Genomic DNA, 26,804 nt, shown 5'->3' with positions numbered 1-26,804 from the left:
GGCAAAGTGCCCCACGAGGTCCGTAGCATGCGCAAATGCGACAGCAGACGCTGGAAGTGTCAGCGGCCGACCCCCGGAGAAGTCCGTGCACGACGCTCCTGAAAGCACCCCTCCCCCGCGCCGCGGCGCAGAACCCCTCGTCCGCGTACGCGGTCTCAGCAAGCGGTTCGGCGGCACCCTCGCGCTGGACGCGGTCGACCTCGACGTCGACTCCGGCAGCATCCTCGCGCTGCTCGGCCCCAACGGGGCGGGGAAGTCCACCCTCATCAAGGTGCTCGCGGGCGTCCACCACGCGGACGAGGGCGAGGTGACGGTCGCCGGGCATCCGCTCGGCTCCGAGGCCGCCTCCCGCGCCATGTCGTTCATCCACCAGGACCTGGGGCTGGTGGAGTGGATGACGGTCGCCGAGAACATCGCCCTGGGCACCGGCTATCCACGCCGCGCCGGACTGCTGTCCTGGCGGATGACCCGCAGACGGTGCACCGAGGCCCTGGACATCGTGGCCGCACACCTCGACCCGCGCGCTCCCCTCACCGACCTCCCGCGGGCCGAACGCTCCCTGGTGGCCATCGCCCGCGCGCTGTCCACCCAGGCCGGACTCATCGTCCTCGACGAGCCGACCGCCAGCCTCCCGGCAGCGGACTGCGCCCGGCTCTTCCGCGTACTGCACACCCTGCGCGATCAGGGCCACGGCATCGTCTACGTCACCCACCGGCTGGACGAGGTGTACAAGGTCGCCGATGTCTTCGCCGTGCTGCGCGACGGCCGCCTCATCAGCCGGGGCCCGCTCGCCCGCTACAGCCCGGCCCGGCTGGTGCGCGACATCGTCGGCCGGGAACCGGGCGGCTACCGGTCCGTCCCGGCCGCGGGCCCGGCCGTGCTGAGCCTGGACGGCGTACGGACCGAGCACACCGGACCGGTCAGCCTGGAGCTGCGGGCCGGTGAGATCCTCGGCATGGTGGGCCTCACCGGCGCCGGACACATGGAACTGGGCCGCGCCCTCGCCGGCTCCGGGCGGATCCACGGCGGCACGGTCCTGCTCGACGGCCGGCCGTACGCACCGCACTCGGTCGCCGCCGCGGTCGACGCGGGCGTGGGCTTGGTGACCAGCAACCGTCAGGAAGAGGGCTGCGCCGCCGAACTGACGGTGCGGGAGAACTTCCTGACGAACCCCCGGGCACACGGCCGGCCGGCGCTGCACTGGATGAGCCCCCGGCGCGAGCGGGCCGAGGCCGCCGCCCTGGCCGAACGGTTCTCGGTGTACCCCCGGGACACCGAGGTGCCGATCTCCTCGCTGTCCGGGGGCAATCAGCAGAAGGTCCTGCTCGGCCGGTGGCTGCGGATGAACCGGAGGCTGCTGATCCTCGAAGAGCCGACCGCCGGGGTGGACATCGGCGCCAAGGCGGCGATCTACCGTCTGCTCCAGGACGCGCTGGCCGGGGGCCTCGCCGCGCTGCTGATCTCCACCGACTTCGAGGAGGTCGCCAACGTGTGCCAGCGCGCCCTGGTCTTCGTCCGCGGAGCGGTGACGGCGGAGCTGAGCGGCCGGGCCCTGACCGTCGCCGGACTCGCCCGCGCCTCGTCGGCCATGACCGCGCTGACCGGGACGACGGGACCATGACGTCCTCCCCCCGTCCTCCGCTGGGCCGCCGGCTGGGTCACCTCGTCGGCGCCTACGGCCTCTTGGCCCTCACCGTCCTGCTGTTCGCGGCCTTCTCCCTCGCACTGCCGGACACCTTTCCCACGCTGGACAACATCTCCGCGGTCCTGTCCAACCAGGCGATCCCGGCCGTCCTCGCGCTCGGCGCGATGATCCCGATCGTCACCGGCAAGTTCGACCTGTCCCTCGGCTACGGTCTCGGCCTCACCCACGTGATGACGATGCAGCTCATCGTCGCCGAAGCCTGGCCCTGGCCGCTCGCCTGCCTCGTGGTGGTCCTCGGCGGGGCAGCGGTCGGCGTCTTCAACGGTGTCGTCGTCGAATTCGCAAGGATCAACTCCTTCATCGCCACCCTGGGCACCGGCAGCATCCTGTACGCCTTCACCGGCTGGATCACCAACGGAGCCCGGATCGTCCCCGGCCCGCACGGCCTGCCGGCCGCGTTCACGGACCTCTACGACTCCAGGTTCCTCGGCCTGCCCGTACCGGCCTTCTACGTCCTCGCCCTCACCGCCGTGCTGTGGCTGCTCCTGGAACGGCTGCCGCTCGGGCGGTACCTGTACGTCATCGGCTCCAACCCCCGCGCCGCCGAGCTGGTGGGCATCCCCACCCGACGCTATGTCATCTACGCCTTCGCCGGCTCGGGTCTGGTCGTCGGCGTCGCCGGTGTCCTGCTGGCCGCGCAGCAGCGCATCGGCAACCCCAGCGTCGGCCTGGACTATCTGCTGCCGGCCTTCGTCGGTGCGCTGCTCGGCTCCACCGCGATCAGACCCGGCCGCCCGAACGCCCTGGGCACCCTGGTCGCCGTCACCATCCTGGCCATCGGCCTCGCCGGCATCGGCCAGCTCGGCGCCCAGTTCTGGGTCACCCCGCTGTTCAACGGCGCCACCTTGCTCATCGCCGTCGGCATGGCCGGCTACGCCGCGCGCCGCCAGCTCCGCCAACGACAACGGACGCGGCCTGCCCGGACGCACCATGACACGCCCGAAGTCACCTCGTAGCCGCCGCCCTGCGGTCGTCCTGGCGCTGGCGGCCGCGCTCCTGTGCGGCTGCGAGCGCGGTGCGTCGAGCGGCGGCGAGCCGGTCCCGACCGAGCCGACCACGGCGGGCTGCCCCACCGTCCTGGCCAGGGCCAGGGCCGCCGTTCAGCAGGCCGAGAAGACCGAGCCCACGGCGGACGGGCCCACCAGCGGCCCCAAGGCCGTCGCCGACAAGAGCATCGTCTATGTCGCGCAGACCATGACCAACCCCGGTGTCGCGGGCGCCGCCCAGGGCGTGGCGGAGGCCGCGAAGGCCATCGGCTGGCGGGTCCGGGTGATCGACGGCCAGGGCACTCCCGCGGGCATCCAGGCGGCGTTCAGCCAGGCCATCGCCCTGCGGCCCTCGGGCATCGTCATCGGCGGCTTCGACCCCCGTCTGACGTCACAACAGGTCGCGAAGGCCAACGCACAGCACATCCCGCTCGTCGGCTGGCACGCGGTCGACTCCCCCGGCCCGAGCAAGGACCCCAAGCTCTTCAGCAACATCACCACCCGGGTCGAGAACGTCGCGAAGGTCAGCGCGGACTGGATCATCACGCACTCCCACGGCCGCGCCGGAGTCGTCGTGTTCACCGACGCCTCGATTCCGTTCGCCAGGAACAAGTCCGAACTGATCAAGAAGGAGCTCGCCACCTGTCCCGGCGTGAAGATCCTGACCGAGGAGAACATCCCGATCTCCGACACCAGCAGCCGAACCCCCCAGGAGATCTCCTCCCTCCTCTCCCGCTTCCCGGACACCTGGACCCACTCCGTAGCCATCAACGACGTCTACTTCGCCGACGCCGCCCCGGCTCTGCGCGCCGCCCGCAAGAAGGGCACCGGCCCTCCCTACAACATCGGCGCGGGCGACGGCGACCCCTCCGCCTTCCAACGCATCAACAGCAGACAGTTCCAGGCGGCCACCGTCCCCGAGCCGTTCGGCCAGCAGGGCTGGCAGATCCTCGACGAGTTCAACCGCGCCTTCTCCGGCAGGCCCGCCAGCGGATACGTCGCCCCCGTACATATCGCCACGGCCGCCAACAGCCGCGGGGCGACGACGTGGGATCCGCCCGGCTACCGCGCGCAGTACCGAAAGATCTGGGGCAGGTAGACCCAGGACACTCCCCACTCCCCCTCCCCACCCAGGCCCTCGCCGCGAGCACTCCCCGATCCCGTCGCGGGCGACGATCCCGCCAGCGCCAATCCTCATCCACTGTGTTGGCCCCTTCCGGTGACCGTCGCGAACGCAACTCCCTTCGCTAACTTGCCGCAAGCAGCACGGACGCCGACGTCGGGTACGAGCGGGTGTAGCCAACACGGACGCTCAACTTGAAGCCCCCACTGGTGACCTGTTTGGTGAGGGGCTGGTGCACTGACCTGCAGGCTGAGCTCCTGGCCAATGCCTGATCGTGAAGACGCCGATCCACCTCCAGTTTGGGCGCACATAAAGCGCGGGGCCCGACCAGCTCCAACTCGGCTCCAGGCGGCGGGACGTCACCGGCATGGCGATCGTGACCGGGCGCAGGGTTGACCTTGTCGCGACGTCAACCTGCCTACTGGGGCGTATCAGAGACATACGAGCCCACGCTGACGCCCAGGAGACGCCGCAGATGAACGAGCCCGTCACGCCCGCCGCCGTACGAACCCTGCCGTTCGAGCGGCCCGGCCCGCTGAAGCCGCCCCCGGAGTACGCGGAGCTGCGCGTCAGCGCGCCCGTAGCCCCCGTGATCACCCCCGACGGACAGCGGGCATGGCTGGTCACCTCGTACGAGGCGGCGACGACGGTACTCTCCGACCCGCGGTTCGGAATGGTCCCGCCGCGCGCCGAATCCCCTGGCGAGCACACCCTCTTCCAGGACGGCGAGGCCCACGCCCGCCTGCGCCGACTGGTGGCGAAATCCTTCACCCCTCGAAACGTCGCCGCGCTCCGCCCGGCCATCGAGGAGCTGGCCACCGGGCTCATCGAGGGCCTGGCCGCCGCCGGCCCGCCCGCCGATCTGGTGGCGGAACTTGCCGCCCCCTTGCCATTGCGGGTGATAGGCGACCTGCTCGGCGTGGCGATCGAGGACCGCGAACGCTTCGCGGCGCTTGCTGACACCGCCAGCACGGCGGACTTCCTCGCCTCCGACCAGGGGGAGAGCGTGGCGGCGGCAGTGCGGGCGTGGAAGGAGCTGACCGAATACACCGCCGGGCTGGTCGCCACCAAGCGCCGCCTTCCCGCCGACGACCTCCTCAGCAGCTTGATCGCGGTGCGCGACGCGGACGATGGCCGGCTCAGCGACGACGAGCTCGTCGCCATGACCACCACTCTGGTCGCCGCAGGCTACGTCTCGACACGCAACGCCATCGCGGTCGGCGTGATCCAGCTCATCGGCGAAGAGCACCTCGGCGCGATCGCCGATGACCCCGAACGCAGGGAGGCAGCCGTGGAAGAAGCCCTGCGCCGGCAGGCCGGGATGACCGCCGAGCCCTTTCCCCGCTGGGCCCAGCAGGACGTGGGGTTGGCCGGCGCCTCGATCACGGCCGGGGACCTGGTGCTGGTCCGGCTTGAGGCAGCCCACCGCGATGCTCGGCACTTCCCCCAGCCCGACCGGTTCCTGCCCGACCGGTTCCTGCCAGGTCGGTTCCTTCCAGGGCGGCAGCCGACAAGCCCGCACCTGGCCTTCGGCCGCGGGGCACACCACTGCCTCGGCGCCGCTCTTGCCCGCATCGAACTCGGCGCCGCATTCGGCGCTCTCGCCCGCCGGCTGCCGGGCCTGCGGCTCCAGGTTCCCGTCGACGACCTCGTCTGGGCCACCGGCCAGACCGACGCCGGGCCCACAGCCGTCCCGGTCACCTGGTGAGAAGCCGGAGGGCCTGAGTACTCGAGTCGCAGTTCGCCATCGGTGCTGGTTGGGAGCCTGTTGTACATCGTGGACGGCACGCTGGTGCCGACTCGCGACCGTAGCGTCTCGCGTCGAGCAAGAACTATCGATACTCGACCAACCTGCAAGTCGTAATCGACGCCAACAGCCGCCTGGTGGTAGCTGTCGGAAACCCACTGCCCGGCAGCCGCAACGACTGCCGGGCATTCACCGAGTCCGGTGCCAGCCGGGCCTGCCGTGGGGCCCCAGTCACCGCCCACGGTCGGCGGCTATCAGGGCACCACAGCCCTCATTCCGCACCGCAAACGACCAGACCAACAGCGCCTTAGCCGTCAGCAGGAGACCGAGAACAGAGTCCACCGCAAAGCCCGCGCTCGCGTCGAACATGCCCTGTCACGACTGAAGAACTGGAAGGTCCTGCGGGATTGTCGGCTCAAGGGGAGCGGCGTCCACCAGGCCATGCTCGGCTCGCCCGACTCCGCAATCTTGCCCTCACAGGATGAGCTGGCCTCGGCTCACGGTGAAGGTGTCCCGTCCGTCCGGCGTCGTGACCCCGTCCGGCGCGAGGGAGACCGCCACGAACTCGTCGTCGGCGGGCCGCATAGCGCCGTCCAGGATTATGCACGCCACCGTGACCTGTACCGGGTAGAACGAGTCGGGGGTCAACGCAGCGGACCGAGTGAAGATCGGTGTCTTGTCGAACAAGGACCAGCGGTCCCCAGCGGCGTCAACGAACTGAACCTCGACGATGCCGGGAAACGGCTCGTCATTCACCCAGCGAACCGCTTCACACCGCAGCTCAGGCACTGAGTCTCCCTCCCGGATCCGGCCCACGGCAACAACGAGCGCCAGTATGCCCTGAGGCATCAACCTCCGTTACGGGACAACCCCCAGCAGGGCGGCTGGCTTTATTCGCGCGTCATGGGTTCTGGCACGAATCTTGGGGAGTGGTCACGGCGGATGACACCGCTGCTCGAATCGAGGTAGGGCACAGGCAATGGCGGTTCGCCGCCGGGGCCGCGCCCCGGGCCGCCTTGGCTCAGCCCAGCGCGTTCATTAGGGCGGTGACGTACTCATCCAGCCGCTCCTCCACGGCTCGCGCCGTCAGGTCTGTCCTCCCTGCCTCACGCCATGGCTGCGCCACCAACCGCACTTCTTCTGAGCACGCCAGCCCGTCCCGCACCTGCCAGTACAGCCGCTCACTCGCGGCCGCTGCCAGCACCCCGCCGGCCTCCTCATACGCCTCAGCGAACCGCAGACCCCACGCCGGGCCGTGCAGCAACGCGAGATTGGTCGAGCAGTGCGCCACATCGAGATCCGCCGGGCCCCAGGAGGTCGCTGCCCAGTCGACGACGCCGGTGATCCGGGCACCTGCCGGCCTTGAGCGCGGCACGTCAAACAGCACGTTGCCGGGCTGGAAGTCCCGGTGCAGGAATCGCCCTTCATAGGGCGGCGCGGGCCTGCGGATCACGTCGATCGCCGCGTCCCATGCCGCCGCGTCGGCGCCCTTCGGAACCACGACGGTGTCGGCGGTCGTCAACGCCACATACCCCCGGGGCCGCTCCACGGGTCGCAACGCGTGGATCGCCACTAGTTGACGGGCCAGCAGAGGAACGCGCGCCTCCAATCCCTCATCGTCGAGGACTGTCCGGCCCGCCAGATGTGTCATCAGGAGTGACGGATACTCGCAATACGCGGCGGTCGGATCAACCGCGACCAGTCCAGGAGCCGGCACGCCGGTCCCCGTGAGCAGGGTCAGGGCGCCAGCCTCCCTGTTCAGCCAGTCCTCGGCGTGCTCCACGTCGACGAAGGTCCGCAGCACCAGATCACGGGTGCCTCCGTCCCTCGTGCCGATGGTCAGCCTCCGCATTTCGGCAGTGATGCCGCCGTGCAGCGCCTCGGTTTTGACGATCCTTTCGCCGACCTCCAGGTGCTGGCTCACCCAAGCCAGTGTCAACGGTCGGACAGCCGCTGCCTCATCGTGGTTGGTCACAGTGCCACCCCACCATTCGGACGACGGCACGCGCAAAAGCCTTTCGTTGGTGGGCGATGGCAACCCTGCTCTGTTCGTCGTGCCCCTCAACGGCACATCTCGCAGCTGCCGCAGACACCGTTCAGGCCCCCGCATCGAGCCGTGGCCACAGCCTGGAAAGACCCCGTCAGCGGACACTGGCAATGATCACCGGGAGCCTCACCGACGGTCACTGAAGCAGGATCATCTTGCGGAGTAGTTCGAATCCAGCTCGGCCGTAGAGCTGCCTTTTGATCTTCTTGATACGGTTCACGGCACCTTCGGTGGCACCAGAGCTCCAACCCAGGGTGAGTCCGGCGGTCACAGCGTCGAAGTCGCGGTGCAGGCGGAGGGCGAAGCCGGTGAGGCCGGGCAGCTGACTGGCATCGACGGCGTCGATCCAGGCAGGGAGGGTGCCGCCGAGGCGGTCGGTGGCCCGGCGACGGTGTCCAGTTCGGGGCAGCGGGCCAGAACGTCCTTCAAGCCCGCTCGGTCCTCCTCGCTGAGGGAGATGGGGTGACGGGTAAGCCAGCCGGTTACTTTCCGCACGGACGGCGGCGGGGGCGGAGCGTCCGGCGGGACAGCGCGCAAGGTGGCGATGTAAGCGCGGACCATGCCGTAGATGACCGGGGCGCCCTGGGCGACCAACTCACGGTGGAGCTGGGTGACACTCGTGCTGCCCTCGGTGAACCGGCGGTCCAGGTGGGACTTATGGGGTTCCAGACGACTGGGGCGGGCCGGTTGTCGCGGAAGGTGTCCTGCCAGCGGGTCGCGCTCGCATAGCGCAGCACGGTGTTGAGGCCCCAACCCAGGTGCCGGGCGATCGCCCGGCGGGAGCGGCCTTGGGCGAGGAGCTCGTGGACCAGGGCGTGCGCGGCCTTCTTGCTCTGGGCCCGTCGGCCGGCCGGTTCCGGGCGGAGGGGCGCCGGGGCAGCCTGCGGAATGCTGGAAGGCGGCTCGTCTGACATCGGGGTGCGCAGGCACTCGCGGTAGGCGGCGACGCAGGTATCCACGGCCCGGCCCCGGCAGATGATCTCCACGCCGGGGTGGGCGGTGGGCCAGGCGGCCAGCGGTCCGGCCGTGCGGGTCGGGAGCACATCGACCACGCGATGGGTTTCTCCACAGGTCAAGACGGTGGAGTAGATCTGCCCTCCGCGGGTCGCAAAGTCGTCCACGCCCAGCACACGCGGCGTGCTGAACAGCCGGTCCGGCAGCGCCACGACCCTGCGGAGCAACGTCATCCGCCCCGCGCTAGTGCCCGGCTGACTCGCCAGGCGGGCGCCGGCCCGTCCGGCGAGCGCGAGCCCGACCCGTTGCAAGAGGTGATTGAGGCGCGTGGTGAAGCGCGCGTACGGGCGGGCCAGCTGGGCGAACGGCTCGGCGAAGGTACGATGCGAGCAGTCGCCCGCATCGCAGATGAAGCGCCGGACCGTCAGCCGGATCATGACGCTCTGCCCGCCGAGCGGAAGGTCTTTCAGCCTGCGCCGGTAGGAGTCGTGCACCCGGCCCGATAAGTGGCCGCAGTCGGGGCATGTCGCCGCGGCCGCCCGGCCTCGCGCCGTCACCTCGACCGTGCCGAAGGCGGCTGTCGCCGCTTCGACGTCCACGTCGTCGATCCCGTCGAACACGAGAGACTCCCAGAACAGCATGTCGGTCTGCATGACCAGAACTGTCACCGTCCACGGCCAATCACGGCGGACATCCCTCCTGACCTGATGGAGCGTCAATTCGGCATGGAAGACGGCATAGGATGCGCGGGCTCACACGAACTCGACTCCCACAATCGAACGCTGCCGTGACGCTCCGCAACCGCTCCCCAAGATCCGTGCCAGAACCGAGTCATGAGAGCGGTTGTACGCGGGTTTGGGTGCCACCCGGATCCACGGCCGGGTGATGTTCACGAGTTTTGCGATCAGCGGGGTGCTTGCCAGGGGAGGCGGCAGCCATTGCGCCACCGCCTCGCGCGCACCTGGAGAAGCGCCGCCGAGCCTGAGATGAGACATGCGTTCGACCCTGGCAATGGCCCCGGCATGCCCAGCGTCTAGGGTGAGCCTGTGCAGCACTTCGAGGTCGTGACCGCCGTCGCCGCACCTCCGGACCAGGTGTTCGCGGTATGCCTGGACGTGGAGGCGCACACCCGCTCGATGGCCGATTCGTCGGAGCGAGCGGTTGGCGGCAAAACCCGGGGCGAGCTGGCGCTCGGTGACACGGTGACCTTCCAGGCCCGCCATCTCGGCCTGACCTGGCGACTCAAGGCCCGCATCACCTCCTACGACCGGCCCCGATGTTTCGTGGACGAGCAGGAGTCCGGACCCTTCAAACGATGGCGCCACGCCCACCTCTTCGAGCCGGACGGCGCTGGCGGCACCATCATGCGAGACGTCATCGACTTCGCTTCTCCTCTGGGGCCTGTCGGACGCATCGTCGACAGACTCCTCCTGAGCCGGTACATGCCCCACCTCATCAGAATCCGCAACGCCTACCTGGCCAGCACTTTCGACTGATCGGTGGGACAGAGCACCAGGGCCCGAATTGACCAATAGTGTCCCCTCGCGGGCGGCGGGCCATCCCACGCCGTGACGTCATTTCCCAGGGACATTCACGCCGCCGCCGATCGCCAACTGACTCCCAAACCGGTGGACAAACGCTGCCGTTTGAAGTGAACGAAGCCAGGCGGCCTCGCCCCGTACGGTTCGCGCTGCGGAGGCCCGCGACCAGCGCTGCTCGCGGACCTCCGGCCCTTCTTCGTGTTCCGCGCGTCGGGCCGCTCGCCGCTCGTACGGGGCCGGCCCGTCAGCCACGAAGGGGTGCCGCCCTCAGCGCCAGCTCACCGCGGTGAGGTTACTGAGGCAGCACGATCTCCCGTTTGCCAGCACGGGACTTGGGGTCGCCGAGTACCCGCTTGCCAGCGGTCAACTCGGGAGCGGCACGTTTGACACAGATCGATCCCCCGTCCAGGTCGACGACCTTGCGGCGCAGCTCCGCCAGCTCCTCCGGGCGCATCGAGGCGAATGCGCCGAGGAGGATCATCAGCCGCCAGCGCAGGAGCTGCGCTCACCCTGGACAGTTCGGCCCGGAAGTGGTGCTGGCTGGCCATCAGCCAGCCCCTCCGCTGTGGCGGCCAGTCGCAGGCCGGCACCGCAAGGGGTGGGGAACCTTGGCGAGCAGGTCTGTCCTGTGCCTGAGCAGGGGGTGGGGAAATTCAGGGAGCCCTATCAGGGACGCACTGTGCCGCGCAGCGGCCGCGGGAGCAAGGCGGTCACTTCGCCTGGGGCCATGCCGGGAGCCACTGGCCCGTGCGAGCGCGGGAGGCGATGGTGCCTATGAACCACGACTGGATGAGTACGGAAGCCACCGCGGAAGCGCAGGCGATCCAAGACGGCGTGGAACCGAAGTCCGAGAAGAGGGCTTCGGCCAGGAGCATGATCAAGATCGTCGGCATGGCGACGGCGAGTATCGACAACCCGGCGGGAGAGTCAGTGCTACCGCCGAGCAGGAGGAAGATGGTCGCGGCGGCGACCAGCGCGAGATAGGCCTGCGAGACGCGGTTGCCGAAGGTCACCCGCGCTATTGAGCGCAGTCGTCCAGAGTTCATGGTCTTCCCCAGCAGATTCGGTGTCGCTTGGTTCTCTGCATCGTAAGTGGACTGGCCGGATCCACATGAGTACCGATACTTAGGCGGCGCTGAGTAGCAGCCCCGCCCCGTGACCCACGCCTGGCCCGGGCTCGAAGAGGCTTCGGGTAGGCGGACCGGCGCGGCGGGGCGGCTACCGGGCGGCCAGCTGCCGGTCGTGAGCCCGACTGAGCAGGAGCAGGGCCATCACCGCCCCGATGAAGGCACAGAACATGTCCCACTGGGTGTCCCACACATCACCCTGAGTACCCAGGAAGGCATCCGCCCCGTCCCCTCCGATCACGGCGGCAGCCCATTCGAGCAGCTCGTAGAGCGCGCTGAACGCCAGGCAGGCGCAGACGGTCAGCGGGGCGAGCCAGCGGCTGCCGCGCAGCGGCGAGGTCCGGCTCAGCACCTCCCGCCAGAGAATGGCCGGCGCGAACCCCTGCAGCAGGTGACCGATTCTGTCGTACGGGTTGCGGGAGAGCCCAAGCCAGCCCTGCAGCCATTCCCCCAGCGGAACCCGGGCGTAGGTGTAGTGGCCGCCCAGGCACAGAACGAGTGCGTGCAAGGTGAGCAGACCGCACAGCAGCCCGGTGAGAGGGAACCGCCGCCACATCAGCATGACGAGGGGAACGCCTACCGCTACCCAGAAGATCTCCAGGAACCAGGTGACGCGGTCGTAAGGGCTCAGCCCGGATACGGCAAGACCGGCGAGGATGACAACAGGGGCGGCGGCGGGCCGCACCACACGCATCAGCATGGAGTGCGCAGCGCTGTTCGGCATGGGTGACGCTCCTTCGTCAGCGGCGGGCATCCACAGCATGGCCACGACAGTGAACGGCCGACTGAGTACCGCTACTCATTTCTCCCTGCCACGGCCAGTCGAAGCCGCGGCACTGCTTCACCTCGGCCACGACGCCCCGTCGACTCAGGGTTCGCCCGCCCGCCACGAGCCGACCGCCGCATACAGTGCGGCGGGCTGCGACATGGGTACCCCTGACAGGCTGGAAAGGCTGGAAAGCCACTCCGGACCATTGTGGCCGCGGCGCGCCCCCTACATGTCGCTCTCAGGTCCCGGGGATGCGCGGCCTGCCGAAGGGCAGACCCGCAGTGACCGTATCGTCCTCACGGACCATGGGCCCCTCTCCCCACGGACAGAGCCGACAGCGGCCCGCCCCGGCGGGTGCTCAGCCCGTGAGCGCTGCGTCGACAGACAGTCGGCCTCCGCTCCCTGGAAGAAATCTGGGAGCAGGCCTTCTCCCAGATTCCCTGCGACACCACGGCAGACCAACCCACGGCGACCCTCTGACCTGGGCAGATATCAGAACACGCAGGTAAGGATCTTGCCCGTCCTTCATTTACTTCATTCGGGACGAAGCGGTGGCCGGTTCAAGTCCGCCCCGCTACGACTGCTGGCTAGCGACCTCCCGACCCGCAGGAGTCTGGCCGCTCCTAGCAGCCGCACCACAGCGGCATTTATCCGTCTCGCACCACTACCGCACCAGTAGAGGCGGTCAGCCGCGGACAACCGGGGCGCAGACAACAGCCCCGGCAGGCCGCGCCTGACAACGCCACGGCCTCTGACCTGCGGTGACACACCCAAATCCTCTGTGATTCCCAAGCCCAAGCTCAGAGCGCGGGTTCGATTCCCGAAACTCGCTGCGCCGCAGAGTCCCAGGTCAGCAGCCTGGACTTGTTCGTTGGATAGACCACTTCCAGGGCGTGTGCGGCTCGCGTGCCATGACAGGGCACGATTGCGGACGGCGTCGAAGTCCGTGCCCCGTCCACACTGAAGTCCTGCCTTGGCAGCCAAAAGGGTCGGCCAGACAAGGTGCGGGCTGAGGTGCCGGAACCCCCGTGGACCGGGGCAGGGGTGAGCCGGCCGGGCTCGGCCGGCTTCTCCCAGGGCCGCCGCAAGTCGACGGCGGCCTGCCGGACGAGCCTCAGCTGGGTGTGGGCGGCGATAACCAACCACGTCCAGCGGTCGCCGGCCTCGGGGGGCGGAGCTTCGGGCGAGTCCAGCCCAGGGTCTGCTTAATCATGCGGAAGGTTTGTTCCAGGTCGGGCCTCTGCAGGAATACCTGCCAGCACACGTCGACGTCCTCGCTGGTCAGGCCGGTGGCGGACGACCACGGCCACAGCGGAAGCGGGTCGTTGCCGCCGGGCAGACGGTCGACCTCCAGGCGGATCAAGGTGCCCTCGATGATGGGAAGTTCACCGGTGTGGTCGATCGACGCGGAGCGGGTGGTCAGCCGGGGTGGATACGGTCCCAAGCCATCGCCGCGGGCGGCGACGTACCGGTCAGTGACCTGCTTCGTTGTCACGCCCGGCTCGCCCCACGTCTCCGGCTTGGCGAAGCGGAATCCCTTGCCATGCTCCGGGGGCCGCCCGCCCTGCGGCGGCGAGATCCACGGTACCGGGACCGGCTTGCGCATCACCCGGTCCGAGCGCATCCGCCCAGGGACCTCCACCGGCAGCCCGCACAGGAGATGGGCCATGCGCGGGGCGTCGTACCCGGCCGGCATCGAAGACGATCAGGATGTCGCGGTCGCCCCGGTGCCACTGGCCCATCTCGATGAGGTCCTCGTCCACCCGACGGAGCTGGGCCGCAGTGGCCTCGGCGACATCGTCGGCCGGGCTCAGGCACACGGCGTCCAGGAGCTGGCACCAGGACGTGCGGCCGGCCTCCAGGACAGCTGACGAAGGAGTACGGCCAGCCGGGAATGAGCTGGTCCGAGGAGCGGCTGTTGCGTCCGTACACGTGGCAGAGCAGGCGGTCGGCGCTGGTCGGGGCGTCTGGGCGGAGCCAGCGACTGACATCGACGGCCAGCACCAGGCGCCCGTCGGCAGCCTGAGGCTGAGGCTGAGGCAGACCGGCCAGCACCTGCCGCAGCCGGGGCACGTCAACGTTCCCGCGGTTCAACGCGTCGTTCATGGCACCGTGCCCGCTGCTGTGCCCTGGATGTGCCCGCGGAGACCTCCCCGGGGATCGACGTCAAGCAGCTGCCTCCTTGCACGCTGCCGTGGCTGGGTTGAACTGCGGTTTACCCCGAGGGGCTTCGCAGGGCAGCTGGGATATTCAGCACCCGCAGCGCACCGGGTTTGACCTCGGCGAGGCCGACTGGCGCGCCGCAGCGGTCACGCAGGGTCCAGCTCAAAGCTCTCCACTACCAACACCAACTCCTCAATGGCAACCTCGGTGGCAGTACCGCTGAGCGACGGTGCCGAGTAGTGCTTGGGCCAGCTGTTGGTGAACTTCCATCGCAACGCCGGTTTGCCGGCCTCGTCGTTGAGCACGATGTGGCCGCTGCGGCGAATCACAGTGCCCTCCAACACGGCCCGCCGCCAGTCCCACAGCTCGCGGTTGGTGGTGAAGCCGCGCTTGAGCGTGATTTCACCGAACTTCTTCAACCCTGGGAGCTTGGTGACCGAAAAATCCATGTTGCCCTCGCGGTACTCAATCACGTCCTGCTCGGTGTTGGCCCCGCTGCACTCGGAGAAACCGTGTGTGCCCGCCAGCCCGTCGATGTCCAGAGTGAAATTAAACGCGGCGAATGGATCAGTCCGCTTTCCGGTTGCCATGGCCGTTCCTCCTCCGTACCTGGCCGGCGCAGCCGGCGGCCTCGCCACGCGCAAGGCCTTCATTCTGTCCACGCCACGAAGTTGAAGGTTGAAGGCTGATCGGACTGCTTGAGTGCCACCCATTGGCAGGGAAAATTTCCCCCCAATGAACCATCATGCTGATAGACCCTGGACGGCTCGCCCCGCCCCTGGTGCTGGCTGGTTATCGGGCGGCTCCTCCCGTGTACTGACCGTCCGCAGCTCAGCGCACCGAAGGTGGGGAAGCAGAGTGAGCAGGTCCGTCCGGCCCCGAGCGAGGGTGGGGAATTTCAAGGCTCTGACCGTGATTTCGTGAAACTGTAGGTCAGAAAGCGATGAAAGATCGTTTACCCTATCTGGTTGATCTGGTTGATCTGGCTGTCCGAGTCTCCGCGCTGCTGGCGGAGGCTCAGCCCACCCCTGAGGAGCAAGTTGTTCGACCTCATCGTCATCATCCGGGTCTCCGAGAGCACCGACTTCGGTCCAGTTGCGGATGCCCTGTCTCGGATGCGCCCCTTGTGTCTGGCAGAAGACGGCTGCGTCAGCTGGGAGGCGTACCAGTCGCACGAGGACTCCAGCCGCTTCGTCCTGGTCGAGCGCTGGGCCAGCCGCGCCCACTGGGAGGCTCACGATGCCGGTGACGCCATCCAGAAGATCTACATCCCGGAGATCATGCCGCGCATCGAGCGCGAAGTGCATCCCAGCATGCGCGTACATAGCAGGCATGAAGCGGTAACTGGGTGAACCTGTCACGCTGTTCGACTGGTCTCGGCGGACACCCGTGCCCGGGAGCACCCAGTCTTGAGTCAGGAGAACGCGGCGACAGGGCGACAGGGCGACAGGGCGACAGAGCGACAGAGCAGGCTCACCCAGGCCGCAGCTGGTAGGGATCGAGCGTCCCAACTGCCGCCGTTCCGCAATTGGCTGTTTCACGGAATCGCGGCCAGAGCCAATTTCAAAGATCGCTATCAGAGGCCGTGATCGGCAGGTTCATCTTGTTCAGGCACCCCCTTTCCGGGCACCTGCGGCATGCTGATGGGCTCGGCAGACAGGGGAGTCCGCCGATGCGGTCCAGCTGATGTCGCCCTCGGCGTCGGCCACGGCCACGGCCAGAATCGCTCCGAAGATCCGCTCCCAGGTGCCGTCAACCGCCCACCGCAGCAAACGTAGATTGCCCCCACGATGTGACAACACCCGGATCGAGATTTCCCGCAGGGTCTCCATAGGCGCGGGACCACCCGGCACCGCCTGGACCTCACCGTCAACCTCCTCAACGAACGATGCTGACCCCACCCCGTACGGCCGAGGCCCCCGGCACCTGCCGGGGTTCTCCGCTGCCTGGCCGGACAGCCGGCGCGTGACCCGTCACGTACGGACGAGCGTTGCTTCCTCCGCCGCGTAGCCGGCCAGACGTCGCGGGATGTCCTCCGTGAGCGCGCCGTGATCGACCGCGCGCAACCCGGTCGCAGAATCCGCCGCCGGCGAACGGGTTCCAGATGAGCACGTGCGTACCGCTCAGGCCTATGCAGATCGGGACAGTTGTCAGGGCTACGCCCTGCTTCAGGTCAGGCCGGCTCGGTCAGGCCGGTGGGGACCTGCCACTCGTAGCGACGGCCCTTGTTGGTCAGCCGCAGGCCGTTCTTGAACACGGCCAGACCCAGCTCGCTCGCCGCCTTCGCGACGAGAGGGACGGTGTCACCGGTCTTGCCATAGCCGAAGTTCATCACGGACCCGGCTTGGAGCGCGGTCTTGGAGAAGTCCGCCGCCGGGACCTTGACCAGGTCGGCGGCCGGGTCTCCGATCAGGTGTCGGATCAGGGTCGGCCCCACACCGGAGAAGGCCGGTCCGGGCAGCACCTCACGGATGAAGTCGAGGATCGCCTTGGTCAGGGCGGTGCCGGCTGCTGAAGACCTCTGCTGGCGCCGGAGGATGGTGTCGAAAAGCTCCGCGCCGTCGTCGAAGGCGGACGGGTTGAGCCGGTTGTCGACGCCCAGGACGTGCCCGACGACCCGCCAGACGTGGAAGAAGGCGTCGCGCTCCTCGCGCGGCAGCTCGACGCCCAGCCGCGCCAGTCCCCGGGGGATGACGACGGAGAAGCTCATCAGTGTCCCAGCCAGGTCCTCCTGGTTGACCGGAAGCCCCCAGGTCCCGTTCCAGTCGTCCTGACGGCCGACGTGGTACCTCATGGTGGCGTGCAGCAGGCGGATCTTCTGTGCCGAGCGCAGCCCGCGCCCCCGGGGCCCCAGCCCCCCGTCGTCCAGGACGTCGACCACGAACTGCGAGGTCTCCATCAGCCTCCGGTACACGCCCGAGGTCAGCCGCTGCGAACGTGCAAGCACCTCGGCCCCGTCACCGCAGCCGTAGCACAGGGGAAGGGAGCCGCACAGCAGCGTCGAGACGACCAGCGCCTCGTAGCGGCCCAGCAGTGCGCGACCGCGCTCGATCAGCTCCGGATCGGCCCACTCGGGCAGTACCGAGCTCAGCTCGAAGTAGCGCTGGAGCTGGGGCGGCAGGCCGGTGGGCAGCGCCTCGCTGTTCTTGCCGAACCCGCGCAGCGCCTGCCGTACCTCTTCCTGCCGCCCCAGCTCGTAGGTCTCGGTGATCGCGGCGTCGCCCACCGCATCGCCGGTCCCCCGCATCCCGTCCAGCACCTCGTCCGTCCACGCACCTGCGGGCATTTCAGCCTCCTCGAAGTAGGTCATGAGCGACGCCCACCTCTACCAGCCCGGAGGGGTCTTCAGCGGGAACGTCACCCGTACGAGGAGAGCGCGGTGCAGGACCACGACCTATCCTTCAGGTCCGGAGGCCGCAGATGCCTGCACGGGAGGGACGCTCCGCCGCTCCGGTCGTGTTCACTGCGCCGATCCGGCGTCTAGCTGTGGCTCTCCGCGTTCGCGGTAGCGCCGTTTTCCGATCGAATGTTCCTCGCGGGGCCGGTCGGCTCCTCGCCGTTGCCGTTGCTGTCGTCGTCGCCGTCGCCGTCGGGCCAGCGCGATCGAACGGCTTCCGCGCCCACACCCGATATGGGCCCGGTCCGGTGCTCTCCAGGCTGCGGTCGACCGAACTGTCTTTCCGAGGGTGGACCAGACCGACCGGGGCTTTGATGGAAACGTGGATGAACATTCGGCTGCTGAAGGCGCGTGAGGTGGCCTGTGCGCCCTGTAGGGCCAGGAGGCCGTCTATGGACGATTCTGGTCATGGGCAGTTCCACACCCGCAGGGCAACGGCCGGTGGTTCGCGCGGCGCGTCGGGCGGACCTTGCGGTCGGCCCGTCGGGCTCCGTGCAAGGGCCTGCTGGGGCCACACCATGGGGAGCGTTTCCCCGCCATGATGACGGGCGTTCCGTGCGCTCTCTCAAGCGCTCAGCTGACCTGCGAATACCGAATATTCATCAAGGTATGGGCAGGGGCATGGTACTTCGTCAGCTGATGGCCGAAGGTGGCCCCCTTGAGGCCACGGCTTCTGAGCAGCATGTTTGGATGTGTTGGTGATTGTTAACGCACAGGAAACATCCGAGCCGCGGACGTACTTGGACCGCATTCTGGAGCACTGGCACAAGGACGAGGACGCTGAGGCGCTCGCCCAGGGGACGCAGCGGCTGACTAGAGGGGAGGCGCGGCAGCGGCTGTTCAGGTTGGGGCACGCACTGCGCGAGCAGGGGCTCGCGCCCGGCGATGGAGTGGGGCTGTTCCTGGCCAACCGCGTGGACTCCGTCCTGGTGCAGCTCGCCGTCCATCTCATCGGCTGCCGTGTGGTGTTCCTGCCGCCCGAGCCAGGGCCCGGCGAACTCGCCGCGCTGGTCGAGCAGTCCCGGGCGCGCGCCGTGGTCACCGACCCGCTCTTCGCGCAACGGGCCGCCGACGCGGCCGGCCGCAGCGTCCACTCCCCCGTACTGCTCAGCCTCGGGCCTTGTGAGCAGCGGTGTACGGACCTGCTGGCTGTGGCGGCCGAGTGCCCGGCCGTGCGCCCCGACGGCGTGCCCGCCCCGGGAGCGGACGAGGCCGTCACCGTCCTCTACACCGGCGGAACCCTGGGCCGCCCCAAGCTCGCCGCGCACAGCCACCGGCTCTACGACGCGCTGGTGAACCTGGTGGAAGACGACCCGCAGGACTCCGGCTCCGCGTTCTTCCCGGCCATGGACCAGGGCACGGACAGGGTGCTCGCCGCCACGCTGCTCACGCACGGCAGTGGCCACCTCACCTCGATTCAGGCGCTGGTGACGGGGTCCGCCCTCGTCGTGCTGCCCGAGTTCGAAGCGGGCGCGGCGCTGACGGTACTGCGCGAGGAGCGGATCACCGCCACCATGTTCGTACCGCCGATGCTGTACGCGGTTCTCGACCACCCGGAGTGCGAGCCGGGCGCCCTGCCCGCGCTGCGGCGGATCGTCGTCGGCGGCGCGGCCACATCGCCCAGTCGGCTGCAGCAGGCGGTCGAGGTGTTCGGGCCCGTGCTCAGCCAGGGCTACGGGCAGTCGGAGGCGCTCGGTATCACCGCGTTCGGTGCGGAGGATCTCGCCTCGGAGGGAGCCCGGCGCCCCGAGCTCTGGCGCAGCTGCGGTCGCGCGATATCCGACGTCGAGATCGAGATCCGTGGTGAAGACAGCACGGCGGCACTGCCCGTCAGGCAGGTCGGCGAGGTGTGCGTCCGCGGCGAGACGGTGATGCTCGGCTACTACGAGGACCCGGAGCGCACCGCGGCGGCGCTGCACGACGGCTGGCTGCGCACCGGGGACATGGGTTATCTCGACGCCGAGGGGTACCTCTATCTCGTCGACCGGGCCAAGGACATCATCGTCACCGGCCGCACCAGCGACAACGTCTACTCCCGGGTCCTGGAGGATTTCCTGCTCACGCTGCCCGGTGTGCGCAACGCGGCGGCGCTGGGTGTGCCGGACGAGGAGTACGGGGAGGCCGTACACATCTTCCTGGCCACGGCCGAGGGCGGCGGTGACGTCGACCCGGAGGCGGTCGGTGCGGCGGTGACCGCCGAGTTGGGAGAGTTGTACACGCCCCGGAAGACGGTGCTGCTGGACCAGCTGCCGACGACCAAGGTCGGCAAGGTGGACAAGAAGGCGCTGCGCGCCGCGTGGACGAGCGGGGCCTTCGACACGCCGTAGGCTCCGTTGTTGTGGATCAACCCGGCCGATTCGGGGTCAAGTGCTCCGGGAAGACAGGGTCTTTGTGGCGCACCTCGACCGGCCGCGGCATCACCACTTCTCCCAGCGTCCGCCCGAGGTCAGCTCGGGGCACTGGGGCACTGAGCACGAGGAGTCAGTCTCAGCCATTGCGCCTCCGACGACATTCCTGGACGGCGAACAAATCTCAGGACAGGCGTTGACATCAGGGTCAGCCGTAGAGATCGAGCCAGCTCAACCGCTCAGGCATGCGAGGCTGCCCATTCCCCGACTCAAGGTGCAAGATTGCGAGAAGTGACACCACATCACATTCGGCCGACGAATCGTCAACTAAGTCAGCATTGAGTCAGCATGCCCCCTGCCAGAGGTGGTGGCAGGGGGCGACACGTGCACATGCGCTAAACCTCCCTGCACTACCTGCACCACCTCTGAGCTGTATAGATGCAGGCCAGCCCACTGCACCCGCAACGTTGCCCCAACTCCGGTGCCAGTGGAAGCCGAAGAGGCACGGCAAGGCATCGTTGCAGGTCAGAGGGCATTTCCAGGTCAGCAAGTCAGCACAAAGTCAGCACAAAGTCAGCATCGGCGACGCTACGCCGGGGAACAGGTCGACTCCCGGGGGTCATGCGGCACGCCGTGGTCCAGACCTCCGCAGGCGTCCCGGGGTCGAGATCCGATGCCAGTTGTCGCACCACAGTACAATTCCGACAGTGTTGAACGCGCCGTTCGACGGGCCGCACGACCTCCCGAGCGAACCGCTGAGCGAACTCGCCAGGCTGCGCACCGGCGGAGTGGTCGGTGGTTCCGCGGCGGGGGCGGTATAGGTATGGATTGCTCCATCGTGACCGTGCTACATGAAGTGCGGTAAATCGCACCAGGGGGCAGCACGTGTACTTCGCGTTCATGGACGACAGCGCACGTAAGCAGGAGGACGTACCTCGACGGGGGTTGGGGCCGCTCCATGCCTATGGCGCTGTCATCTTTCCGCAGCAGTCTCTTCAACCGTTTCGCGAGGAGCTGTCTCAACTCCGCGCGAACTTGGGTGTACCTGTTGGGACGGAGTTCAAGTGGTCGCCTAACGGCGGTCCCTTGCACAAGAAGTGGAACAATCTTCACACGGCCCGTGTGAACATGCTGGAAAGCGCAATCAAGCTGGGCGTGACGGCATGCGTCGTTGTGTGCGCTCCTGATCTGATGCCGGCGCGGATGGCAGAGAAGGAGATCAAGAGCACGATGCTCAAGTATCTCTACGAGCGGGTCACCTACGCACTCGGCGAAAATGCATAGGCCGTCATGATCGCCGATCAGCCGGGCGGCAGGCGTACGGATGAGACACGTTGGCTTGCTGACGCCCTGGAACTCGATACTGACGGCACCCAGTACGTGCGGCCGGAGAACAAGCAGGTCCTGCTGCCGATCATCACGACACGTTCGGATCATGTCGATCACCTTCAACTTGCGGATCTCGTCACAGTGGCCACAACTGCCCTCCTGGCTGGTACCTCTCGAGCTGACCGCTACAAGGAGCTCATCTACAAGATGCTCGTGAAGAACTTCCGAGGCTACGCATGTGGTGCTGGGCTTAAGTTCGTTCCCAGCGTCCAGGGAAATCCAACTCGTTGATGAACCTGGCGCACTGGGTATTTGACGAGGACGCCTACGTCGCCCCGGAGTCCTCCAGCTCCTGGGGGCACGTCTTGCCTTCGAGCGCATGGGTGTACGCCAGCGACAGCGGCCTCGATCCCTCTCTTCCAACTGGTCGACCGAAGGGGCACGGGTCTCTCAGCCAATGTGATCGCTGAAGTCGGCCCGTTGTGGGATGAGCGACACCGTGGCCAGGCTTGTGTCCCGGCCACGGAAGCGGGCTGTGGGCGCTGGTGCGAAGCGCCGGCTGGTGTTCGTCGACCGGCTCCCCGGCCACGCTCGTCCATCTCGCCATGGAACCACTCACGATGTGCTGGCCTGCTGGTTCGCCGTGGACGGCTCGACCATCGCCCGGGCCGTCGGCGAGGTGCGGCCACTGCCGATGGGGGTGCACCGTCACTCCCGACGTCCGGCTGCAGACATTGGCCAGGTCTGGCGACCGGCTGTGGAACGCTAGGTCTTCGCCGGGGACGGTGTACGCGCCGGGTCAACGAGGCTCCGCCGCACGGGTGCAAGTGCCGTCGTCATCGCACCTCGCCTCAGCCTGCGCAGCTGAGACGCAGCGGCCATTGGTGAGGCCACCCAGGATGGCGACGCAAGGCGCTCACCTGCGGAATCCAGCCAGGAGGGCGGTTTGTTGCCAATCACAGGCAACTCAGGAACAGCGCTGCCGGGCTCCCACTACACATGAAGGCTGGGTGGACGTCGGCTGTCCTCGGAGCGAGGAGGGCCATGGTCGGGGGAGGTCTGGGCGATTGCTGACGATCAACGTGGTGTTACTGCTCGCTGTCATCGTTATCCTGCGGCTGCGCCGACGTACGGAGGCCAGAAGCCGGTTCGACGAGAAGTTGACCGTAGTCATCGTGCTAACGCTCGGGGTGCTGATCGCCCCAACAGCAGTAGGGCACGGAATCCTCGACTTCCTGACCCAGCTCGTGAACGGCCTCTCGCGAGCCGGCCAGTGAGCGCCGCCGCTCACCTGGCCGGTTCTCAGCGAACGAATTGTCAACAAAGCCGCCCGCGCAGCGAACACGGAGCGGGAACCCGGCGGGCGATCGCGCAACGCCCCGTGCTCGCTCACGGCGAGCACGCGCCGCATCACACTGCAAGTACCAAGTGGCTCACCCGGGGGAAGCATGGCCGCACCGGCTCGACGACGCCAATCCACCCGTACCCGTCGGCCCGCCACGAGGCCCCGGCGCCGCACTGTCCGGCGACGTAGGCGTGAGGCCACAACCAGCCGCCTCGTCGCCGCCGCTATCGTCCTGGCGACTGTGATCGCGGCGATCCGCGAATACCCTGTCACCACCAGTGTCCTGGCCGCCCTGGCCGTGGCCGGGGCCGTTCTCCTTCTCCTCGTGCGCACCGGTCGCATCCAGCTGCCCACGCTGCCTACCGCTGCCCGGGCGGAGTTCACCCACAGCATCGCCGTCTACCAGCACATGACCGGCACCCAGTTCGAGCACGCCATCGCCGACCTCGCCCGCCGCGCCCCCTCCGTTCGCACCGCCACCGTCTCCGGCGGCACCAACGACCGCGCCCTCGACGTCCTCCTCCAACTCACCGACGGCCGCCGCATCGCCATCCAGTGCAAGCGCTACGCACCATCGAACCGCGTCGGAGCACCCGTCATCTACGCCGTGAATGGCACCTACCGCGCTTACCACCGCTGCGACCAAGCCCTCATCATCACCACCAGCACCTTTACCCCGGACGCACAACGCGCCAACGCCGAACTCGACCACCCCCTCCGCCTCATCGACGGCCGCGCCCTCGGCCGCTGGGTCTCCGGCGGCCGCCCACCCTGGGGTAACTGACCACAAGCTCCAGCTGCGCCAACCGCTCATGCAGCCTCGGCCTGGATCACGGCCTCCCCTAAGATCGGATTCCTGATCAGCGAGGCTGTCAAAGCCACCGTCTCCGGCGGGACCATCGCCGCCGGTGATGCACTGGCGGAGAAGGAGAAGGACGTGCTGCTCCTTCGGGTTGCACTCAGCACTCCACAGCACCGATCGATGCGAACTCGAGCGGACCGCCCATCGCCGATCGGCGGGAGCACCGGCACGGGCGGCACCCAAAGCCTGCGGGACGCATTCTGAATCGATGTCGCCGGGCGGAGCACGGTCCATTCCGGCTCCGCCCGTCTCCTCAGGAGAACAGAGTGAGCTGCTCGTCCTCCGGCGCTTGTGCGAGGCCGGGCTCCTCCGCGCATTCCGGGTCCACGTCTGCCGGCTCGGTGTCCGCGCCCGCCGCGATCACGCCCAGCGCAGCCACTACTCGCTGCCCCTTGGCGCTGCCCTCCACGTCGACAGTGGCCGACTCCTCCGGGGAGGCGTCCTCAGCCTCGCCCTCTCCCTCGGCGACCGTCGGCAGTACGTAGTGCTGGGCGAGGCTCGCCAGGTGCAGGGGCAGCGGCAGCGAGAGTGCGTCCAGGTAGTCGGGGGCTTGGCGAAGCTGGTGCACCGCGAGGGCGAGGGCTTCGGGCGAGTCGCCGGCGTCCGGGTGACAGCCCAGGACCGCGATTTCCACCAGCCCGGGGTTCCAGGCGGGGATGTGCGTATCGATGGTGGGTTTGCCCTTGTTGGGGCCCTGACGCAGAGGACGGGGAGCGATCTTATCGGCCTCGACGGCGGAGTCCCGGAAGGTGCCCGCCTTGGGAGTGGTGCTGTAGAAGATCCGCCCTGAGGTCCGGACTGCATCTTCCTCTTCCACCCACAGCCCCTGGGGCAAGCCGTTGACCTCGCCGGGAGCGGCGTTGCCCCACCACTGCGGTGTCTCCCGACCCGCTGCGGTACGTACGCGTATCAACCGGAGATCGGGGTCGAGTCCCACCGGCTGCGCGTGCCCGGTCTTGATCAGGTCTCGTTCGGTTCGGCCATCCTGGAGCCAGGGCCAGTGCAACCGACTGTTCTGAGAATGGGTCAGCAGTGCGGTGGGCCGGCCTCGGAGAGAGCGGACCATCTTCTGGAGGTAGCGGGCGGTGGCTCTGCGCTGCTCGTCCATGTTCTGTTGCCAGATGCGGTACTTCGAGCGCTGCCGGGGTACGACAGCGGCGGCTTCGGCATCCATGCCCGTACTGGTCTCGGTCTCCGTGGGTTCGCTCACCTCCGGAATTTCGGCTGTCTTGACCAGGCTAAGCAGGAATTGGGGGTAGGGGATCCAGCGTCCCGTCCGCTCGTCCCAGCCGGTGACCGCCGCCAGGCCGCTGCCCGGTGCGAGCGGCGTGACCATGACGGCCACCGGGGTGTGGCGGGGAAGCCGTGTGGGGCCGTCCTTGCGTCGCTTGACCATGTACGTGGCGACGTAGCGCAGTTCCGCAGGAATCGCCTCGCCAAGCGTGTGCTCAGGCAGGACGCGGACACCGTACTGGCGCAGGGCGTCCTCCCATCCCGAACGGACCCGGTGCGCGAGGTTCTTCTCGGTGTTGTGCCCCTTGGCCTTCTTGGGGACGAGCGCGAACTGCGTGAGCACACCCGCGTCCGCGCAGCCCAGCCGGAGCGCGTACTTGGGGTCGTCCAGACGATGGGCGAAGTCCTGTTGGCGGTCGATCTCCACGAGTGCGAAGCCGGGGTGGAGCGGGTCGGCTCCGTCGTCGGTGAGGAATGCCTCAGCCGCCTTCCGGCGGGTGTTGATGCCGGCCTCCAGGGCTTTCCCCCTTGGCCGCGCTTTGGGGTCGATGCCCAGGGTGTCGGTGATTCCGCCGGTGGTGCGCAGGCAGCGTAGGCGGAGGGTGAGTTCCGGGGACTTCCATTCGAGGATGACCGGGCTTCCGGGCGCGGCCAGCTCGTACACCTCCTCGGCGGTGGCACGGCCTCCGTCGCCGTCCAGCCCGAGGACATCGGCGAGGGCCTCGATGGCCACATCCCGGAACGAAGGGCTCTGCCATAGCAGTCGCGCTTCGACGAGGCACGCGTCTCCGCTTCCCTCGACTGCCTCGGCGGGGTCCTGTCCCTCGTTGATCCTGGCTGCCACCGCGAGTGCGGTTCGGCGGGCGAGGGCTTCGCGTTCCGCTTCGGCGGCCTTCTCCGCTGCCTTGGGCTTGGGCCGGGCGTTGGCGGGGGCACTGCTGCCGACGCTCGCTCGGCTGAGGGAGGGGACCCGGCGCATCTGCTCGGGCAGCGCCTGTTCGGCCCACTCGACGATCTGTGAACGTTGGTGCGACATAAGGCCGGCACCGATGCCATGAGCGCCCATGTGTGTGCTGTGGACGACCGAGGCACGGGTGCCGTCCCCGTCGCCGATCCACGCCTCGGGTTCGGTGAGCAGGCTGACCGGGTCGGGGAAGGGGCGGTTGAGCGTCAGCCTGCCGAGGATCTGGGCGGGTCCGTTGTTCTTCCAGGCGTAGTCCTGAGTGCCGCGGTCCCAGGTCAGACGCGCCACCGCGTACCGGTCGCTGGTGGGCGTTCCGGGCAGCCAGGGGATGCCGGGCAGCAGATAGACAGAGGTGTCGCGGCCGTACGGCAACCGCAGCCGCTGCTTCTTCGCGTCGAGGCGAGTCGCCCAGCGGCGTACTCCGGTGTGCAGGTGGAGACGGGGCCGGGGGTCGAAGGGGACGGTGTGCAGTGAAATGTTGATCACGACGGAGAACCACCACTCACACCCCTTGACCACGTGCGAGAGAGGCTGCGAGAGGAGCTCCGCTCCTTGCTGGCGCGGGCCTCGCGGCACGGCGCGGAAGTGCAGGCTGCCGGCGCTGTGTTCGTAGGGGCCGAGAGCGAGGATGCGCCGGGCCAGGGCATCGGTCGCGAGTTGGTACTGCCGGTCGCGCGGGGCCGCGGTTCCGCCGTCGGTCGTGGGGCAGCCGAGGAGGTCAACGGTGACGTCCTGCCACTGCGGCGGGCAGGCGCGCAGCTCCGTGTACGTGTCCAGGACTGCGCGGTGGTGCTCGGGTTCGGGGCGGAGGTCCTGGAGCCAAGCTCCATTGAGCCGATCAAGGGTGTCAGCGGGAAGGGGGTGTGGGACGTCGTACGGGGCGTAGAGCCAGAAGTCCTCGGCCAGCTGGTGCGGGTCGCGGGGGCGGCCTCGGACGATCAGATCGGGGGCGAGGGTCTGCAGGACTCCGTTGAAGCGGGCGACGGGCGCGGTGCGGTACGGCTCGGCCTTGGGGGCGCGGCCGAGGTTGCAGAGTTCCAGGACGCTCTCGTGCCACTGCTCAGGAGAGGGCAGCGCGCGGTAACGAGCGGTCCATGGAGCAGCGTCGGGCTTGAGGAGGTAGGCGGCCCGGCTGGTGTAGCGGTATTTGGCGGCCATGGTCTT

General features: G+C 68.4%; 20 protein-coding genes and 4 pseudogenes. 12 read left to right on the top strand and 12 right to left on the bottom strand.

Annotation, left to right across the window (positions count from 1 at the left end; translation table 11 throughout):
• Positions 1-85: 85 nt before the first annotated feature.
• From ACWD6P_RS17995 to ACWD6P_RS17975, 5 genes and pseudogenes are all read left to right on the top strand, one after another.
• Positions 86-1,621: a sugar ABC transporter ATP-binding protein gene (locus tag ACWD6P_RS17995; protein WP_451445062.1), complete on the top strand. Its 1,536-nt coding sequence runs from the start codon at positions 86-88 to the stop codon at positions 1,619-1,621.
• Positions 1,618-2,661 (top strand): ABC transporter permease, encoded by a 1,044-nt coding sequence (locus tag ACWD6P_RS17990; RefSeq protein ID WP_451445061.1) that lies wholly within the window; start codon positions 1,618-1,620, stop codon positions 2,659-2,661. The genes ACWD6P_RS17995 and ACWD6P_RS17990 overlap by 4 nt, the downstream gene beginning before the upstream one ends.
• A complete protein-coding gene (locus ACWD6P_RS17985) occupies positions 2,636-3,790 on the top strand; it encodes a substrate-binding domain-containing protein (RefSeq protein ID WP_451445060.1) in 1,155 nt (384 codons plus the stop codon). The genes ACWD6P_RS17990 and ACWD6P_RS17985 overlap by 26 nt, the downstream gene beginning before the upstream one ends.
• A 499-nt stretch (positions 3,791-4,289) precedes the next feature.
• A complete protein-coding gene (locus tag ACWD6P_RS17980; protein ID WP_451445059.1) occupies positions 4,290-5,522 on the top strand; it encodes a cytochrome P450 in 1,233 nt (410 codons plus the stop codon).
• A 66-nt stretch (positions 5,523-5,588) separates the two neighbouring features.
• A pseudogene (locus ACWD6P_RS17975) lies at positions 5,589-6,046 on the top strand (transposase family protein); the annotation flags it as partial.
• On the opposite strand, the gene ACWD6P_RS17970 reads toward ACWD6P_RS17975, so the two are convergent.
• The 4 genes from ACWD6P_RS17970 to ACWD6P_RS17955 all read right to left on the bottom strand — a co-directional run bounded on the left by ACWD6P_RS17970 (position 6,036) and on the right by ACWD6P_RS17955 (position 9,215).
• On the bottom strand, positions 6,036-6,350 hold the full coding sequence (locus tag ACWD6P_RS17970) for a hypothetical protein (protein ID WP_451445058.1): 315 nt from the start codon (positions 6,348-6,350) through the stop codon (positions 6,036-6,038). The pseudogene ACWD6P_RS17975 and the gene ACWD6P_RS17970 overlap by 11 nt on opposite strands.
• A 232-nt stretch (positions 6,351-6,582) precedes the next feature.
• A complete protein-coding gene (locus ACWD6P_RS17965; protein WP_451445057.1) occupies positions 6,583-7,536 on the bottom strand; it encodes a phosphotransferase family protein in 954 nt (317 codons plus the stop codon).
• Between the two features lie 208 nt (positions 7,537-7,744).
• Positions 7,745-7,930 (bottom strand): hypothetical protein, encoded by a 186-nt coding sequence (locus ACWD6P_RS17960; protein ID WP_451445099.1) that lies wholly within the window; start codon positions 7,928-7,930, stop codon positions 7,745-7,747.
• A 160-nt stretch (positions 7,931-8,090) separates the two neighbouring features.
• Complete coding sequence (locus ACWD6P_RS17955) at positions 8,091-9,215, bottom strand: transposase family protein (protein WP_451445056.1); 1,125 nt, start codon at positions 9,213-9,215, stop codon at positions 8,091-8,093.
• Between the two features lie 393 nt (positions 9,216-9,608).
• On the opposite strand from ACWD6P_RS17955, the gene ACWD6P_RS17950 reads away from it, so the two are divergent.
• Complete coding sequence (locus ACWD6P_RS17950; RefSeq protein ID WP_451445055.1) at positions 9,609-10,058, top strand: SRPBCC family protein; 450 nt, start codon at positions 9,609-9,611, stop codon at positions 10,056-10,058.
• Between the two features lie 343 nt (positions 10,059-10,401).
• On the opposite strand, the pseudogene ACWD6P_RS17945 reads toward ACWD6P_RS17950, so the two are convergent.
• The 5 genes and pseudogenes from ACWD6P_RS17945 to ACWD6P_RS17925 form a co-directional block, all read right to left on the bottom strand.
• A pseudogene (locus ACWD6P_RS17945) lies at positions 10,402-10,596 on the bottom strand (tyrosine-type recombinase/integrase); the annotation flags it as partial.
• A 217-nt stretch (positions 10,597-10,813) separates the two neighbouring features.
• Positions 10,814-11,149, bottom strand: coding sequence for an SCO4225 family membrane protein (locus ACWD6P_RS17940; RefSeq protein WP_451445054.1), 336 nt, complete (start codon positions 11,147-11,149; stop codon positions 10,814-10,816).
• 172 nt (positions 11,150-11,321) lie between these two features.
• Entirely contained in the window at positions 11,322-11,924 is a 603-nt protein-coding gene (locus tag ACWD6P_RS17935) for a DUF2238 domain-containing protein (protein WP_451445098.1), read from the bottom strand.
• Between the two features lie 1,065 nt (positions 11,925-12,989).
• Positions 12,990-14,126, bottom strand: a pseudogene (locus ACWD6P_RS17930) (transposase); the annotation flags it as partial.
• 182 nt (positions 14,127-14,308) lie between these two features.
• Positions 14,309-14,752 (bottom strand): phage tail protein, encoded by a 444-nt coding sequence (locus ACWD6P_RS17925; protein WP_451445053.1) that lies wholly within the window; start codon positions 14,750-14,752, stop codon positions 14,309-14,311.
• A 450-nt stretch (positions 14,753-15,202) separates the two neighbouring features.
• Between ACWD6P_RS17925 and ACWD6P_RS17920 the strand changes: the two genes are divergently transcribed.
• Positions 15,203-15,514, top strand: a complete 312-nt coding sequence (locus tag ACWD6P_RS17920; RefSeq protein ID WP_451445052.1) for a putative quinol monooxygenase — start codon at positions 15,203-15,205, stop codon at positions 15,512-15,514.
• Between the two features lie 227 nt (positions 15,515-15,741).
• Here ACWD6P_RS17920 and ACWD6P_RS17915 read toward each other — a convergent pair.
• A pseudogene (locus ACWD6P_RS17915) lies at positions 15,742-15,937 on the bottom strand (IS5/IS1182 family transposase); the annotation flags it as partial.
• Between the two features lie 398 nt (positions 15,938-16,335).
• Positions 16,336-17,448 carry an oxygenase MpaB family protein gene (locus tag ACWD6P_RS17910; protein WP_451445051.1) on the bottom strand — a complete coding sequence of 371 codons (1,113 nt, stop codon included), beginning with the start codon at positions 17,446-17,448 and terminating at the stop codon, positions 16,336-16,338.
• A gap of 803 nt (positions 17,449-18,251) precedes the next feature.
• Between ACWD6P_RS17910 and ACWD6P_RS17905 the strand changes: the two genes are divergently transcribed.
• From ACWD6P_RS17905 to ACWD6P_RS17885, 5 genes are all read left to right on the top strand, one after another.
• Positions 18,252-19,886 carry a class I adenylate-forming enzyme family protein gene (locus ACWD6P_RS17905; RefSeq protein ID WP_451445050.1) on the top strand — a complete coding sequence of 545 codons (1,635 nt, stop codon included), beginning with the start codon at positions 18,252-18,254 and terminating at the stop codon, positions 19,884-19,886.
• Between the two features lie 921 nt (positions 19,887-20,807).
• Positions 20,808-21,191, top strand: a complete 384-nt coding sequence (locus ACWD6P_RS17900; protein ID WP_451445049.1) for a hypothetical protein — start codon at positions 20,808-20,810, stop codon at positions 21,189-21,191.
• Between the two features lie 6 nt (positions 21,192-21,197).
• Positions 21,198-21,527, top strand: coding sequence for a hypothetical protein (locus ACWD6P_RS17895; protein WP_451445048.1), 330 nt, complete (start codon positions 21,198-21,200; stop codon positions 21,525-21,527).
• Positions 21,528-22,303: 776 nt separating this feature from the next.
• Positions 22,304-22,513, top strand: a complete 210-nt coding sequence (locus ACWD6P_RS17890; protein ID WP_451445047.1) for a hypothetical protein — start codon at positions 22,304-22,306, stop codon at positions 22,511-22,513.
• A gap of 309 nt (positions 22,514-22,822) precedes the next feature.
• On the top strand, positions 22,823-23,365 hold the full coding sequence (locus ACWD6P_RS17885; protein ID WP_451445046.1) for a restriction endonuclease: 543 nt from the start codon (positions 22,823-22,825) through the stop codon (positions 23,363-23,365).
• A 331-nt stretch (positions 23,366-23,696) separates the two neighbouring features.
• On the opposite strand, the gene ACWD6P_RS17880 is transcribed toward ACWD6P_RS17885, so the two are convergent.
• Entirely contained in the window at positions 23,697-26,798 is a 3,102-nt protein-coding gene (locus ACWD6P_RS17880; RefSeq protein ID WP_451445045.1) for a pPIWI_RE module domain-containing protein, read from the bottom strand.
• Between the last annotated feature and the right edge of the window lie 6 nt (positions 26,799-26,804).

This window comes from Streptomyces sp. NPDC002446, assembly GCF_053595675.1.
The sequence above is the reverse complement of the archived record's forward strand: the minus strand, read 5'-3'. Positions and strand labels throughout refer to the sequence as shown.